This is a genomic window from Pseudomonas sp. SB113, from assembly GCF_040754745.1.
Taxonomy (GTDB): Bacteria; Pseudomonadota; Gammaproteobacteria; order Pseudomonadales; family Pseudomonadaceae; genus Aquipseudomonas; species Aquipseudomonas grimontii.
The window spans coordinates 32911-45776 of the sequence record NZ_JBFMHW010000020.1 but is presented as its reverse complement, the minus strand read 5'-3'; the positions used below and the strand labels follow the sequence as shown (position 1 = coordinate 45776).

Genomic DNA, 12866 nt, shown 5'->3' with positions numbered 1-12866 from the left:
CTCCTTAGCGCGTGGCCATCGCGGCCAGTTCTTCGCGGGTGCGGCTGATGCCGGCACCGGCCTTGAGCAACTCATTGACGGCCTGTACGCCGCCCTCCTCGCTGATCCCCCGGCACGCCGGCAGGTGCAGGACCACCTCCAGGCCGGCCTTGAGCAGTTGCAAGGCGGTGGTCTTGACGCAGTAGTCCAGGGCCAGGCCGCCGACGATCACGCGACTGACGCCCTGGGCCTTGAGGTACTCGATCACGCCGGTGGAGAGTTTGTCGTGCAGGTCGTGATAGCAGGCGCCATAGGGGTGCAGGTCGGGTTCGACGCCCTTCCAGATGAAGTAGTCGTAGTCATAGGGCGTAGGCAACTCGTCGAGCAAGGTAAAGCCTTCGGTGCCCGGCACGCAGTGACTGACCCAGGTCACATCGGCGTGGGCCAGGCCGGTGGGCTGGAGCATCTCGCTGTGCTGCGTGACTACCCAGGGCGCGTGCGGGGTGTGGGCGTCCTTGCTGCCGACGCGGTGGCCGGCAAGGCTGGCCATGTAGTTGAGTTCGGCACCGATCTGGTCACCACCGGCCACCGGCAACTCGTTGGGGCACAGCGGCGTGAAGCTCTTCTGGGCATCGACGTCAAATGAAGCAATGGCAGTTTTCGCGAGGGTCATGGCGGGTCTCCTGTGGCCTGGAAATAAAAGTACACGTCATGTACTTTCATTGCAAGAAACATTTATTTATCTATCCTGACGCAGGTACATGACATATCTGTTCGATCCGTTAAACTGTGCCCCACCGCTGTTCAGAAGGACGTCACATGCCCCTTAGCCCCTACCTCCATACCGTCGACCTGTGTGTGCTGTGCTACTGCCGCGCCGCCGGGGAACTCAAGTTGTTGCTGAACAAGCGCGAAGCCGAGCCCTTCGCCGGGCATTGGGCGCTGCCGGGCGTAGTGGTGAATGGCGGCGTGCAAGATCTGAGCCTCCAGGACGCCGTGGAGCGCTTGCGCGCCAGCAGCAAGGTCGGTCTGGAGCTGGCCTGGAGTGAGCAAGTGGGCACGGTGGGCGATGCATTTCGTGATCCGCGCTGCTGGTCGTCGTCCACGTACTACCTGGCGATCGTCGCGGATGAGGTGGCGCCGAGTGAGCATCAAGGCTGGTTCCCGCTGAAGGCGGTGGCCGATGGCACTACCAAGTTGCCGTTCGACCACAACAGTATTGTCGCGGCTGTGCAGGAGCGCCTGTTTTCCAAGTCGCTGTACAGCAGCTTGCCGCTGATGTTCCTGGGCGATGAGTTCAGCGCGCCGGAGGCGACCACGATCTTTTCCCTGGTGCTGGAGCGGCCAGTGCTCAAGACCAGTATTCGCCAGCGCTTGATGAAGCTGATGGAGGCTGGATATTTGCGCGAGACCGGGCGCAAGAAACAGGGTGAAGGCGGCAGGCCCCAGGCGACGCTGGAGAATCTGAAGCCTGGGGCGGTTTACTTCTTTGATCGCAGTTTTGCCGACTAAGGACCCTTTTCAAGAACGATGACCTTCAAATGTGGGAGGGGGCTCGCTCCCGATAGCGGTGGATCAGTCTATACATGTACTGACTGTCACACTGCCATCGGGAGCAAGCCCCCTCCCCCAGTTTTGATTGGGGTATGACTTAGTTCATCCAGTTGCCGCCGTCGACGTTGTAGGTCTGGGCCACCACATAATCAGCCTCCTTCGACGCCAGGAAGATCGCCATCCCGGTCAAATCCTCGGCCGTCCCCATCCGCCCAAACGGCACCTCGGCCCCCACCCGCCGCTTCTTCTCGCCAGGCGCCAGCCCCTCATGCCTGGCGAACAGCGCATCCACCCCGTCCCAATGCTCTCCATCCACCACGCCCGGGGCGATGGCGTTGACGTTGATGCCCTGCTTGATCAGGTTGAGCCCCGCCGATTGCGTGAGGCTGATCACTGCCGCCTTGGTCGCGCAGTAGATCGCCACCAACGGCTCGCCACGCCGCCCGGCCTGGCTGGCCATGTTGATGATCTTGCCGCCGTGGCCCTGGCTGATCATCTGCCGGGCAGCGGCTTGCAGGGTGAACAGCGTGCCGGCGACGTTGATCGAAAACAACCGATCAAAGCTGTCGCGGGTGATCTCGACGATAGGTGCCAGGTCGAACAGCGCCGCGTTGTTGACCAGAATATCGAGCTTGCCGGCCTCCGCGACCACCGCAGCAATCGCGCTTTCGATGGAGGCCTGGTCGGTGACGTCCATCGCTACCGCGTAGGCCTGTGGGCCAAGCTCGGCGGCGGTTTCCCGGGCCCGCTGCAGGTTGATGTCGGCGATGGCGACGGTCGCGCCTTCATGGATATAGGCCTGGGCAAACGCGCGGCCAATCCCGCGCGCCGATCCAGTGATCAGCGCGCTCTTACCTTCGAGTCGTTTCATCAGGCATGTGTCCTTTGAATATTATTTGGGATAGCCGGCGCGTTTCATTTCGCGCTCGGTGGTTGACTGCGCCTGGAGCAGCGCCTGCTCAACCGACATGCCGCCCGTCAGCGCCGCCGAGAACAGTTTGCCGACGGACGTGCCGATGGCCTGGAACTCCGGGATGGTCACGTACTGGATGCCCACGTACGGCACGGGTTTGGCCGACGGGTGCGCGGGGTCGGCGTGCTGCATCATCTCCAGGGTCACTTGGGCAAACGGTGCGGCCTTGAGGTACGCCGCGCTGTAGGTGGACTGGCGGGTACCAGGCGGTACGTTGGTGATGCCTTCTTTATCGGCGACCAGCTGGATGTAGTCCTTGGACGTAGCCCAGGCAATAAAGGCCTTGGCGGCGTCCTTGTGCTGGGAGGTGGCCGGGATCGCCAGCGACCAGGCGTACAGCCAGGAGGATCCCTTGTCGGTCACTTCGGTGGGGGCTGCGGCGAAGCCTACGCTGTCAGCGACTTTGCTCTGGCTCTTGTCGGTGGTGAAGGAGCCGGCGACGCTGGCATCGACCCAGATCGCACATTTGCCGCTGTTGAACAGCGCCAGGGTTTCGTTGAAGCCGTTGCTGGACACACCCGGCGGGCCGTATTGCTTAAGGGTGTTGACGTAGAAGTTGGCCGCTGCCGTCCATTCGGGGCTGGTCAATTCCGGCTTCCATTGCTCATCGAACCAGCGCGCACCAAAGGCGTTGGCCATGGTGCTCAGCAGCGCGATGTTCTCGCCCCAACCGGCCTTGCCACGCAGGCACATGCCGTACTGGCCCTTGTCCTTGGCGGTGAGCTGGGCGGCGAATTCACCGAGCTGGGTCCAGGTCGGGTGCGCGGGCATGCTCAGACCGGCTTGCTTGAACAGGTCGGTGCGGTAGTAGGTGACGGTGCTTTCCCCGTAGAACGGCAGGGCATACAGGGTATCGTTGACCGACAGGCCCTGGCGTACCGAGGGGAAAATATCATCGGCATCGTAATCGGCCGGCAGTTGGGTCAGCGGCTCCAGCCAGTGCTTGGTGCCCCACAGCGGGGTTTCGTAGGTGCCGATGGTGAGCACGTCGAACTGGCCGCCCTGGGTGGCGATGTCGGTGGTGAGGCGCTGGCGCAGCACGTTTTCTTCCAACACCACCCAGTTGAGCTGGATGTCCGGGTGCTGCTGCTCGAACACCTTGGACAAACGCTGCATGCGGATCATATCGCTGTTGTTGACGGTAGCGATGGTCACGGTGTCGGCAGCCTGGCTGGGCATGGCCAAGGCCAGGCCGGAAAGCAGGAACAACGCTTGCGGGAGCTTTAACATAGCGGTTTCCACCTGGTGTTTTTGTTGTTGAGGGCCGATTACAGCAGCTTGGGCCAGGCCCTCACAAACGCCTGGCGCATGCCTGGCTGATACTTTTTTAACCGCGGCATAGGGAGCAAAAAAGTATCAGTGCCGGGCGAAACCGGGGGTAGCGCTGGTATTGCCAACCCGCGTATTTTGAGGCGATTGCACCCATAGAAGAGGCATCACCATGCCCGTCAGTCGCGCCAAGCTGTTCGAACACCGACCCGCCGAGCTGGAAGTGATCTTGCCCGAGCCACAGCACTGCTTTCGCTGGTTCGAACACGACTACCCTTACGCGCTGGCGCGCTGGAACCACCACCCCGAATTTGAAATCCACCTGATCCGCCAGGGCAGCGGCAAGTTGGTGGCGGGCGACTATATCGGTGCGTTCAGTGCCGGGCATGTCGCGCTGATCGGCCCGGACCTGCCCCACGACTGGATCGGCGAACTGGCCCCCGACGAACACCTGGCTAACCGCGATGTGGTGCTGCAATTCGACGGCGCCGCCCTCCTCGCCCTGCGCCACACGCTGCCGGAGCTCGGCGACTTGCACGCGCTGTTCGAACAGGCCCGGCGCGGCCTGGAGTTCAGCGGCGACACCGCCGTGCAGGCTGCGCGCTTGATGGAAGCCATCGGCAGCGCCCACGGCCTGCAACGGCTGATCCTGTTCCTGCAACTGCTCGACTGCCTGAAAAACGCCGCGGCGCAGCACGTAAAGGCCTTGGCCAGCCCCTGTTACGCACCGATCCTGGACGCCCGCAGCGCCGAGCGCATCAACAAGGCCTTCGACTACCTGATGCGTGAACTCACCGGCGACCTGCGCCTCTCGGTCATCGCCCAGCAACTGGATATGAGCGAACCGGGCTTCTCACGCTTCTTCAAGCGCAACACGGGCCATGGGTTTATCGACCTGATGCGCAAATTCCGCGTGCAACGCGCCTGCCGGTTATTGCTGAAAAGCGAGATGTCGGTGGCGGATATTTGTTTTGAAGTGGGCTACGCCAACCTGTCCAACTTCAACCGGCACTTTCGGATCGAGATGCACCAGACGCCCAGCGAATATCGCCGCGAAACGGCGATGCACCTGTTCAACCCCATCGAAAAAATGACACCCAGTCATTTCTGATCAAAAGGTCGATTAATTCAGATTTTTTCCATGGCATTCAAGCCATTGAGCAAAGTTGGTACAGCCTGTGCAAACGTTTGCGGTACGAACTTGGCAGCCAAGTTCACCGCTACCCGATGAATCGGGTTCAAACCGCGTACGAATAGGGACTTTCAATGCACCCCACCTCTAGGCCCCGTGCTTGCTTTGGTGTTTCCTTGCTACTGGCCGCCGTTACGGGAGTACTCAGCGCACCCATTTTGGCGCAGGAAAAACCCGTCGATGACTCAGCACAGGGCGAAACCCTGAGCCCTGAAGCCAGCCCGGCAAAAAAAGGCGTCTATCTGTCGGAGTGGTTCAACCAGGACCTGACGCTGATCGGCAGCAAAGACATCAGCTTCGGCCCCAAGCCGCAAGATGATGTCTACCTTGAATACGAGTACTTCGGCCGCAAGGGGCCCTTCGAGTTGTACGGCTACATCGACGTGCCGAAGATCCTCGGCATCGGCAACAGTAACGACAAAGGCGCGTGGGACCATGGCTCGCCGGTCTTCATGGAGCACGAGCCGCGTATCTCCATCGACTACCTGGCCGGACGCAGCCTGGCCATCGGCCCATTCAAGGAATGGTATGTGGCGTTCGACTGGATCTACGACCACGGCAGCAATAAAGCCAACCGCGCCAACACCCTCTACAGCGGCCTCGGCACAGACATCGACACCCACTCGCGGGTCAACCTGTCGGCGAACTTCTACGGGCGTTATCAATGGGAAAACTACGGTGCCAGCAATGAGTATTCGTGGGACGGCTACCGCGCGCAGATGAAATACATCGTGCCCATCGGCAAGTTCGACAACGGTGCGTCGCTGACCTATATCGGTTTCACCAACTACGATTTCGGCTCGGACCTGCACAAGGACAACCCGGCGCGCACCGCCAACGCCCTGGTGGCGACCAACGTGCTGCTGTATTCCTTCACCCACCTGCGCTTTACCCTGGTCGGTCGTTATTTTCATAACGGCGGCAACTGGGAAGATGGCAGCGAGTTGAACTTCGGCGAGGGTAACTTCCGCGCCCGCTCCGACGGCTGGGGTTATTACGCCGGCGTGGGCTACCAATTCTGATCAAGGAGTATTAGATGAATACATTTACCCGTCTCTCGCTGGCCGTCGGCCTGGCGCTGCTGCCCCACGTGGTGCTGGCTGACTCTGCTGCCCCCATCAAGCCCAAGGTGATGCTGATCACCATGTTCGCCCCCGAGGCGCAAACCTGGATCGACCGCCTGGAACTCAAGCAGGAAGTGCGCGTGCCGGGGCTGTCCGCCGAATACCCGGTGATCCGCTGCAACACCCGGGACGTGTGCCTGCTGGTGACCGGCATGGGCCAGACCAACGCCGCCGCGTCCACCCTGGCCCTGGCGTTGTCGCCCAAGTTCGACCTGCGCCAGAGCTATTTCCTGATCGCCGGGATTGCCGGCATCAGCCCCAAGCACGGCACCATCGGCACCGCCGCCTGGGCCCACTACCTGGTGGAATTCGGCACCCAGTGGGAGCTGGATTCGCGGGATGCACCCAAGGATTGGCCGACCGGCTATCTCGGCATCAACACCAAGGGGCCCAACGAAAAGCCGCCACTGGACTACAAGACCGAAGTGTTTGAGCTGAACCCCAAACTGCAGGCCAAGGCATTCGCCCTGTCGCACAAAGTCGAACTCACGGAAAGCAAGGAGTCCGCCGCCTGGCGCAAACACTACCCCGCCGCGCCCGCCAACCAGCCGCCACAAGTCACCCGCTGCGACACCCTGGCGGGCAATACCTGGTTCTCCGGCACGCGCCTGAGCGAACGCGCCGAGGTGTGGACCAAGTTGCTTACGGATAACAAAGGCGAGTACTGCACCACCCAACAGGAGGACAACTCCACCTACGAAGCCCTGCTGCGCGCCAGCCGTGAAGGGTTAGTGGACATCCAGCGCCTGGCCGTCGTACGTGCCGGATCGGACTTCGACCGCCCGTACCCTGGCTACAGCGAAGTGGACAACCTGCTCAAATACGCCGACCAGGGTGGGTTCGTACCGGCGCTGGAAAACCTGTACCGCACGGGTAACCCGCTGGTACAGGCGATCCTCAAGAACTGGTCGGCATGGGAGAAAGGCGTCCCAGAAGCCTAGTGCGGAGAGAAACGTGTCAAGGCAGCAAGATGATCTTGTCCGCACTGCCTTGATTCACGTCCTCATAGCACTGCACGCCATCGGCCAGCGCCACTTCGCGCAGGCCGGTCGGCAACGGCAGCAGGCCTTCATCGAAGAAACGCCCGAACTGCTCCAGCATTACCGCGCACTGTTCACAGTTGTAGAGCAATGAATTGATCCCCACCACCGAGCCGCCCTTGCGGTACAGGGCCAAGGCCGGCAGTTGTACGTGGCCGTCCACCGGCGCGGCAATGATCGCGATGCGACCGAACGGCGCCAGGCCTGCCACGGCCGCCGGTAGCCAGAAACCGGTGGTGTCGAAGATCACATCGGCGCCGCCCTTGAACACCGCATTCACCTGCGCGCCCAGCGCTTCGGGCGTGCCCAAGGCAATCGCGTCGAACCCTTGCCCCTGCAACACCTCGACCTGGTCAGCCTTGCGCACCGCCGCCAACACCTGGGCACCCCGGATGTTCGCCAAGGCCAATGCCGCACTGCCCACCGCACCATTAGCGCCGATCACCAGTAACCGCGTGCCTTTGCCCACGCCACTGCGCTCCAACGCATCCCAGGCAGTGGTGTACGGCACTCCCAGGCTGGCGGCCTGGGCAAAACTCAGGTGCGTAGGTTTGTGCGCGACGCCTTTGGCCGACACGGTGAGGTACTGGGCATGGGAACCGTCGGCGAAAAAGCCCAGGTCGCGACCGGTGCCCCAGACCTCCTGCCCCACCAACGCCTGCGGACCTTGCACGACCACGCCGGCAAAGTCGCGGCCCGGTATGCGCGGCACGGTGGTGTAGGGGAAGCGCCCGAGTACGTTCTTCACGTCGCTGGGGTTGAGGCCCGCGGCCTTGATCTGTACCAGCACTTCATCGGCGGCCGGCACCGGCGTGGCGACGTCGACGAAGCCCAGGGCGGTGAGGTCGCCAGTGGCGGAAAATTGCAGTGCTTTCATGACCAGTATCCATCGAAGGGAGAAAAGGAATCAGGACAACCAACCGCTGACCAACTGCCGTCCCATGGGCCAGAGTTTTTCGCCGAGCAGCATGCCCATCAGGCCCACCAGCGCGATGGCGGGCGGTGCGGGCGAACGGAAGTCCAGCGCGCCGTAGATCACGCCGACAAAGAGGCCAATGGCAAGGGAGATCAGGTAACTCATGGGGGCGGCGCCTGGTGGTTTGATGGGCTTAGTGTAGGAAGCCCATCCCGGCGGCATCGGCCAAACGCTTCAGGATTTCGGCCAACTCACATACTGAGAAGGCGCCATTCCCAGTTCACGCCGGAACATGTCGCTGAAACTGCTCGGCGAATACCCCAGGGAACGCGCGATAGCGCTGACCGACTGCCCCTGGATCAACTCGGCCACCGCCGTGGCCAATTGCACCTGGCGGCGCCATTCGGCGAAGCCCATGCCCAGGTGATGCTGGAACAACCGCGCCAAGGTGCGCACGCTGGCACCGGCCGCTTCAGCATGCTGCTCGAAAGGAATCTCCAGGGACGGCGCCGCCATGACCGCCTGGCACGCGCTGATCAGCCGGCGATCGGCTTCCACCGGCATGGCGATACGGATCTGCGAGCGGCGTGCCCGGCGCAATTCCAGCAGGGCCAGGCCGACTACCGCGTCGTAATACCCCGCGTCACCGCTGTCGCCCTGCTCCACCAGCGTGACGATCAATTCGCGCAGCAGCCCTGCGACTTCAATCACCTGCACCTGGCTGTCCAATGTCGCCGCCAAGGCCGGGCGCAAGTAGATATTGCGCATCTGCAAATCCGACACCACCCGGATACCGTGCTCCACGCCGGGCGGCAGCCAGACGGCACGCTGGGGCGGTACCACCAGAGCCTCCCGAGGGGTCTCGACCCACATCACGCCGCTCATGGCATAGAGCAATTGGCCCCAGTCGTGGCTATGGGGTTCCACGTACAGGCCACGCGGGTACGTGCGTGCCAGGGGTTGCACGGGGACGGCGTGATCACTGAGATCGGGGGGTGCGGCCAGGGCCATGGGAAGCACATCTATGGGGAGTCAGCCGCCATGGTAATGACCACCGCCCGACAATCCGAGTGAATTTTTGCGGCCGTGGGCGATCACTTGCTTACACCACCAGGGTTGATGGGCCAATGAATAACGCAAAACTGTTTGTAATCGACTACAGCCTCCATGGCGAAGCCAAGTCATTCATTATTCGTCTGGAAAAGCTCGATGCCGCCGAAGCCTGGCATTGGGCAAGCTGTGACGCGGGCGTAGGCCGTATCGGCCGTTTTTCCCGCGAGCAGGTGAAGAAGACCAGCCAGGAACAGGCCGAGAAGTTCGGCATTACCAATGTGCAATGGCGCCGCTCGGATGCGCGCGCCCAGGCTTGATCAGGGAGAGATAACCATGGATTCAATCAACGGCAAGGCGCGCATCGACTACACGCGCGACACCTTGTTCGGGCCGCTGGCCAGGCATGTCGAGTGCCAGGTCAGCTTGCAGCACAAACCCGGCTGGCTGGTGCTGAAGGTATTCCAGCCCCTGCCGGACGATTTGCATGATGCGCAAACGGTAGTGTTAGCGTTGGAAGGCCGCCGAACCAGCGGTGTAGTGAAAGATAGCCAGCGCTTGTCCGACCACAGCCTGCGCCTGGAGCTGGAACCCCAATAGCCAGAACGTAACAGATCAGATGTGGGAGGGAGCAAGTCCACTCCCACAGCTTTAGCCACGCTCAGGCTTTAGCGGACTTGGCACACTCGCACCCCGTCGCCGCCGCACAAGGCTCACCATGGGCATGGTGCTCGGCACAGCCCTGGCAGCAATAGCCTTTACCGTCCTTCATTACCGCATCAGCACCGAGCACACACTTGCAGTGTGGGCAGGCACAGGTTTGATCTGGCATGGTCAGACTCCTTTTTCATGGTCGTCCGGTGCGGCGACTGCCGGCACCTTAAGCAGTGACTGCCCGCTGTCGGCGATGGTTCAAACCATCAGTCGGTACGCGTATTGCTGCGGTACATAAAGACCAGCGCCAGCGCCAGGCACACCATCGCCAGGATGCGGCTGCTCGACAGTTCGACAGCCGGATTGCCCAGCCAACCGAAGTTATCAATCAGCATGCCCATGCCCAATTGCCCGGTGATCACGGCCACGGTCGCCACCGCCGTGCCGACCACCGGCACGGCGCCGACCATCACCATCATGTACACCACGCCGAACAGGGCGCCGGTCAATTGCCATTTGGGCACGTCGAGCAGGCTCACGGACTGGGCCGGTTCGAAGAAGAAAATCAACAACGCGGTAGTGAGCGCGCCGACCGCAAAGGTCAACAAACTGCTGCGCAACACGCCCACCGCCTGGCCGAGGCGACCATTGATCGCCGCCTGCACACTCAACACCGCACCGGCCGCAATCACCAGCACCAACAACAGAATCAGATTCATCGCCTTACCCTCGTGCAATCAGAACAAGTGCCACCACAATCAACGCCAGGGCTATCCAGCGTTCGCCATTGACCCGTTTGCGCGCGGTGCCGAACCAACCGAAATGGTCGATCAGCACGCTCTTGCCCACCTGCCCCGACAAAATCGCGATCATTGTCATCGCAATACCGATGTGCGGCGTGGCCAGGGTCAGCACCACCACGTACATCGGCCCCAGGAACCCACCAATCAACTGCCAGCGCGGCAGCTCGGACAGTGCCGGCCCCTTTTGCGGGCCGCTGAACAGCAGCAGCAAAAACAGAATCGCCGAGCCCACGCCGAAGATGCTCAAGGTTGCCCACAGGTGCCCCACTTGCACGCCCAGCGGCCCGAGCAACCCCGCCTCTACCGACAAGCCCATGCCGGCCAGGATCACCAGCGGCAACAACAGCAGCCGCAGGAGGTTTTTCTTCGGCGAGGCTTGCGCCACGGCCTCGATGGAGCTTGCTTGCATACATCACCTGCACATCAACAAAGGATTGGATGACGCGCATTATCCGGTGGTCGTCCTGTGCGATAAATGGGAGCATGCTGACAACACCTTTGCGCAAAACGCACAGCACGGAGACACGATGCAGGGTTTGAATGAATTGAGTTTCAAGGCGCTGCGCCTGTTCGTCGCGGTGCTGGATCACGGTAGTTTTTCTGAAGTGGCCCGCCGCGAGGGCCTGGCGCCCTCCTCGATTTCCCGGCAGATCCAGCTGATGGAACAGGCTCTCGGCCAGCAGTTGCTCTATCGTCACACCCGCGCGGTGAGCCCCACCGAGGCCGGGCGCCTGCTGGGGCGGCACGCGCGCTTGATGCTCGAACAACTGGAAGCCGCCGGCCAGGCCCTACAGGAACAGGAAAGCGAACCCAGCGGCCTGGTGCGCATCAACGCACCGATGGTGTTCGGCCAGCGTCACCTGTCACCGTGGCTGGGAGAGTTGTGCCGGCGCTACCCGAAGCTGCAACTGGACATCCAGCAAACCGACACCTTCGTCGACCCGCTGCAAGACGGCACCGACCTGCTGTTTCGGATCGGCGTGCTCAACGATTCCAGCATGCAGGCACGCATCTTCGCACCCCAGCGCTTTCGCCTCGCCGCCAGCCCCGCCTACCTGGCCCAGCATGGCACGCCCCAACATCCGGAAGAACTGATCCACCACCAGTGCCTGGCCTACAAAGGCATCACCGGCCAGCAACGTTGGTTCTTCCGCAAGGGCCAGGGCGACTGGACGCCCTACAGCGTCAAGGGTCCGATCACCGGCAACCACGCCGACACCCTCACCCACGCCGCCGAACAAGGCCTGGGGCTGGTGGTGTTTCCGTCCTGGTTGATCGGCGAAGGCCTGCGCGCCGGCACCTTGCAGGCGGTACTGACGGAATATGAAGTGGCGACCACGCTTGAACCCCAGCAGATTGCGGCGTTGTGGCCGGGGAGCCGGCGCCTGTCGCTGAAGGTGCGCACGGTGATTGATTACTTTGTGGAGTGTTTTGGCACGGTGCCGTACTGGGATCAATGAGCGGCTGAGGAATTTTCCGAGTGGTAAAAGTAGGTTCGGTCTGATTTAACGGGCCACTATATTTTGGATTAGGTGCATTGCGGCAGACTTTGGCGATGTCTTTTTTGGAGAGATACCATGGTTTTCATGTATCCAAAGCCATCGCGCGCTGAACGTGCGGCGGCAACCAGCAGTCGGCCCGTCTTGGATAGCTCACCCAGTTTTGGCTATATTTGGCCAAAAAACGGGGAGCACCACATGATTACCGTACCCTTGGGCGAAGCAAAAAATAACTTGTCAAAACTGGTGGATGACGCCGCCGCCGGCAAAATTATCACCATTGCCAAGCATGGACGTGCGATGGCGCAACTGGTCCCCGTGGGCAAACCCAAAGGTCAGCGAATTGGCGCGATGAAAGGAAAACTCGTCGTCCCTGGTGACTTCGATGCCCCCCTGCCAGGCGACCTGCTGGATGCGTTTGAGGGCAACCATCCATGAGGGTTCTGCTGGATACCCATGTTCTGCTCTGGGCACTGAGTGATGACCCGAAGCTATCCAGCAAAGCCCGACGACTGATCGAGAATGCCGCAGAGATTTACGTCAGCGCGGCAACCTTCTGGGAAATGGCAATCAAGGTCGGCCTTGGAAAACTCGATGCAGACCTGGACGACATCCGTGAATATTGCCTTGAAAGCGGTTTCGTCGAACTGCCCATCACCTCAGAACACGCGATTGCCGTAAAGGACCTTGAGCAGCATCACAAAGATCCTTTTGATCGGCTCATCGTAGCGACAGCCATGAGTGAACCGACGAGGCTATTGACCGCCGACACGCAGGTTGCCCAGTACACATCCTTGGCCATTCTGGTATAGC

Annotated in this window: 18 protein-coding genes; 9 read left to right on the top strand and 9 right to left on the bottom strand. The window is 61.4% G+C overall.

From position 1 onward, the window contains the following. Positions 1–4 precede the first annotated feature (4 nt). Positions 5–652: a nicotinamidase gene (locus AB1462_RS23315; protein ID WP_090405652.1), complete on the bottom strand. Its 648-nt coding sequence runs from the start codon at positions 650–652 to the stop codon at positions 5–7. A gap of 146 nt (positions 653–798) precedes the next feature. Here AB1462_RS23315 and AB1462_RS23310 point away from each other — a divergent pair, with 146 nt between their 5' ends. Beyond that, positions 799–1491 (top strand): NUDIX hydrolase, encoded by a 693-nt coding sequence (locus AB1462_RS23310; protein ID WP_090405655.1) that lies wholly within the window; start codon positions 799–801, stop codon positions 1489–1491. A 139-nt stretch (positions 1492–1630) separates the two neighbouring features. Here AB1462_RS23310 and AB1462_RS23305 read toward each other — a convergent pair whose 3' ends face one another. Both AB1462_RS23305 and AB1462_RS23300 read right to left on the bottom strand, forming a co-directional pair. Beyond that, positions 1631–2404, bottom strand: a complete 774-nt coding sequence (locus AB1462_RS23305; protein ID WP_367248012.1) for an L-iditol 2-dehydrogenase — start codon at positions 2402–2404, stop codon at positions 1631–1633. Between the two features lie 21 nt (positions 2405–2425). Continuing rightward, entirely contained in the window at positions 2426–3736 is a 1311-nt protein-coding gene (locus AB1462_RS23300) for a sugar ABC transporter substrate-binding protein (protein ID WP_367248011.1), read from the bottom strand. Positions 3737–3947: 211 nt separating this feature from the next. Between AB1462_RS23300 and AB1462_RS23295 the strand changes: the two genes are divergently transcribed. From AB1462_RS23295 to AB1462_RS23285, 3 genes are all read left to right on the top strand, one after another. Further along, complete coding sequence (locus AB1462_RS23295; protein WP_367248010.1) at positions 3948–4886, top strand: helix-turn-helix domain-containing protein; 939 nt, start codon at positions 3948–3950, stop codon at positions 4884–4886. A gap of 155 nt (positions 4887–5041) precedes the next feature. After that, positions 5042–5989, top strand: a complete 948-nt coding sequence (locus AB1462_RS23290; RefSeq protein WP_027607506.1) for a nucleoside-specific channel-forming protein Tsx — start codon at positions 5042–5044, stop codon at positions 5987–5989. 14 nt (positions 5990–6003) lie between these two features. Next, on the top strand, positions 6004–7032 hold the full coding sequence (locus AB1462_RS23285) for a purine nucleoside permease (protein ID WP_259194829.1): 1029 nt from the start codon (positions 6004–6006) through the stop codon (positions 7030–7032). Positions 7033–7048: 16 nt separating this feature from the next. Here AB1462_RS23285 and AB1462_RS23280 read toward each other — a convergent pair whose 3' ends face one another. From AB1462_RS23280 to AB1462_RS23270, 3 genes are all read right to left on the bottom strand, one after another. Continuing rightward, complete coding sequence (locus AB1462_RS23280; RefSeq protein ID WP_259194828.1) at positions 7049–8008, bottom strand: zinc-binding alcohol dehydrogenase family protein; 960 nt, start codon at positions 8006–8008, stop codon at positions 7049–7051. A gap of 30 nt (positions 8009–8038) precedes the next feature. Next, positions 8039–8212: a DUF1427 family protein gene (locus tag AB1462_RS23275; RefSeq protein ID WP_017849167.1), complete on the bottom strand. Its 174-nt coding sequence runs from the start codon at positions 8210–8212 to the stop codon at positions 8039–8041. 69 nt (positions 8213–8281) lie between these two features. Beyond that, positions 8282–9058: a helix-turn-helix transcriptional regulator gene (locus AB1462_RS23270; RefSeq protein WP_315338120.1), complete on the bottom strand. Its 777-nt coding sequence runs from the start codon at positions 9056–9058 to the stop codon at positions 8282–8284. A gap of 116 nt (positions 9059–9174) precedes the next feature. Between AB1462_RS23270 and AB1462_RS23265 the strand changes: the two genes are divergently transcribed. Continuing rightward, complete coding sequence (locus AB1462_RS23265; RefSeq protein WP_090405677.1) at positions 9175–9417, top strand: DUF6555 family protein; 243 nt, start codon at positions 9175–9177, stop codon at positions 9415–9417. Positions 9418–9433: 16 nt separating this feature from the next. Further along, the gene (locus AB1462_RS23260) at positions 9434–9697 is read left to right on the top strand and encodes a hypothetical protein (protein WP_090405680.1); all 264 of its coding nucleotides are present in this window, start codon (positions 9434–9436) and stop codon (positions 9695–9697) included. 61 nt (positions 9698–9758) lie between these two features. Here AB1462_RS23260 and AB1462_RS23255 read toward each other — a convergent pair whose 3' ends face one another. The 3 genes from AB1462_RS23255 to AB1462_RS23245 form a co-directional block, all read right to left on the bottom strand. Continuing rightward, entirely contained in the window at positions 9759–9929 is a 171-nt protein-coding gene (locus AB1462_RS23255) for a metallothionein (protein WP_090405683.1), read from the bottom strand. Between the two features lie 88 nt (positions 9930–10017). Next, entirely contained in the window at positions 10018–10470 is a 453-nt protein-coding gene (locus tag AB1462_RS23250; protein WP_027607512.1) for a DMT family transporter, read from the bottom strand. A 4-nt stretch (positions 10471–10474) separates the two neighbouring features. Then, positions 10475–10963 carry a DMT family transporter gene (locus AB1462_RS23245; RefSeq protein ID WP_259194826.1) on the bottom strand — a complete coding sequence of 163 codons (489 nt, stop codon included), beginning with the start codon at positions 10961–10963 and terminating at the stop codon, positions 10475–10477. Positions 10964–11081: 118 nt separating this feature from the next. On the opposite strand from AB1462_RS23245, the gene AB1462_RS23240 reads away from it, so the two are divergent. The 3 genes from AB1462_RS23240 to AB1462_RS23230 all read left to right on the top strand — a co-directional run bounded on the left by AB1462_RS23240 (position 11082) and on the right by AB1462_RS23230 (position 12865). Beyond that, positions 11082–12014, top strand: coding sequence for a LysR family transcriptional regulator (locus tag AB1462_RS23240; RefSeq protein WP_367248009.1), 933 nt, complete (start codon positions 11082–11084; stop codon positions 12012–12014). Between the two features lie 117 nt (positions 12015–12131). After that, a complete protein-coding gene (locus AB1462_RS23235) occupies positions 12132–12491 on the top strand; it encodes a type II toxin-antitoxin system prevent-host-death family antitoxin (RefSeq protein WP_315338118.1) in 360 nt (119 codons plus the stop codon). Further along, on the top strand, positions 12488–12865 hold the full coding sequence (locus AB1462_RS23230; protein WP_259194823.1) for a type II toxin-antitoxin system VapC family toxin: 378 nt from the start codon (positions 12488–12490) through the stop codon (positions 12863–12865). Before AB1462_RS23235 ends, AB1462_RS23230 begins: the two co-directional genes overlap by 4 nt. The last annotated feature ends 1 nt before the right edge of the window (position 12866 follow it).

What these genes read in the sequence shown, in the direction of transcription:
- AB1462_RS23315 (WP_090405652.1), bottom strand. Translation starts at nt 652, where the DNA reads ATGACCCTCGCGAAAACTGCCATTGCTTCATTTGACGTCGATGCCCAG.
- AB1462_RS23310 (WP_090405655.1), top strand. Translation starts at nt 799, where the DNA reads ATGCCCCTTAGCCCCTACCTCCATACCGTCGACCTGTGTGTGCTGTGC.
- AB1462_RS23305 (WP_367248012.1), bottom strand. Translation starts at nt 2,404, where the DNA reads ATGAAACGACTCGAAGGTAAGAGCGCGCTGATCACTGGATCGGCGCGC.
- AB1462_RS23300 (WP_367248011.1), bottom strand. Translation starts at nt 3,736, where the DNA reads ATGTTAAAGCTCCCGCAAGCGTTGTTCCTGCTTTCCGGCCTGGCCTTG.
- AB1462_RS23295 (WP_367248010.1), top strand. Translation starts at nt 3,948, where the DNA reads ATGCCCGTCAGTCGCGCCAAGCTGTTCGAACACCGACCCGCCGAGCTG.
- AB1462_RS23290 (WP_027607506.1), top strand. Translation starts at nt 5,042, where the DNA reads ATGCACCCCACCTCTAGGCCCCGTGCTTGCTTTGGTGTTTCCTTGCTA.
- AB1462_RS23285 (WP_259194829.1), top strand. Translation starts at nt 6,004, where the DNA reads ATGAATACATTTACCCGTCTCTCGCTGGCCGTCGGCCTGGCGCTGCTG.
- AB1462_RS23280 (WP_259194828.1), bottom strand. Translation starts at nt 8,008, where the DNA reads ATGAAAGCACTGCAATTTTCCGCCACTGGCGACCTCACCGCCCTGGGC.
- AB1462_RS23275 (WP_017849167.1), bottom strand. Translation starts at nt 8,212, where the DNA reads ATGAGTTACCTGATCTCCCTTGCCATTGGCCTCTTTGTCGGCGTGATC.
- AB1462_RS23270 (WP_315338120.1), bottom strand. Translation starts at nt 9,058, where the DNA reads ATGGCCCTGGCCGCACCCCCCGATCTCAGTGATCACGCCGTCCCCGTG.
- AB1462_RS23265 (WP_090405677.1), top strand. Translation starts at nt 9,175, where the DNA reads ATGAATAACGCAAAACTGTTTGTAATCGACTACAGCCTCCATGGCGAA.
- AB1462_RS23260 (WP_090405680.1), top strand. Translation starts at nt 9,434, where the DNA reads ATGGATTCAATCAACGGCAAGGCGCGCATCGACTACACGCGCGACACC.
- AB1462_RS23255 (WP_090405683.1), bottom strand. Translation starts at nt 9,929, where the DNA reads ATGCCAGATCAAACCTGTGCCTGCCCACACTGCAAGTGTGTGCTCGGT.
- AB1462_RS23250 (WP_027607512.1), bottom strand. Translation starts at nt 10,470, where the DNA reads ATGAATCTGATTCTGTTGTTGGTGCTGGTGATTGCGGCCGGTGCGGTG.
- AB1462_RS23245 (WP_259194826.1), bottom strand. Translation starts at nt 10,963, where the DNA reads ATGCAAGCAAGCTCCATCGAGGCCGTGGCGCAAGCCTCGCCGAAGAAA.
- AB1462_RS23240 (WP_367248009.1), top strand. Translation starts at nt 11,082, where the DNA reads ATGCAGGGTTTGAATGAATTGAGTTTCAAGGCGCTGCGCCTGTTCGTC.
- AB1462_RS23235 (WP_315338118.1), top strand. Translation starts at nt 12,132, where the DNA reads ATGGTTTTCATGTATCCAAAGCCATCGCGCGCTGAACGTGCGGCGGCA.
- AB1462_RS23230 (WP_259194823.1), top strand. Translation starts at nt 12,488, where the DNA reads ATGAGGGTTCTGCTGGATACCCATGTTCTGCTCTGGGCACTGAGTGAT.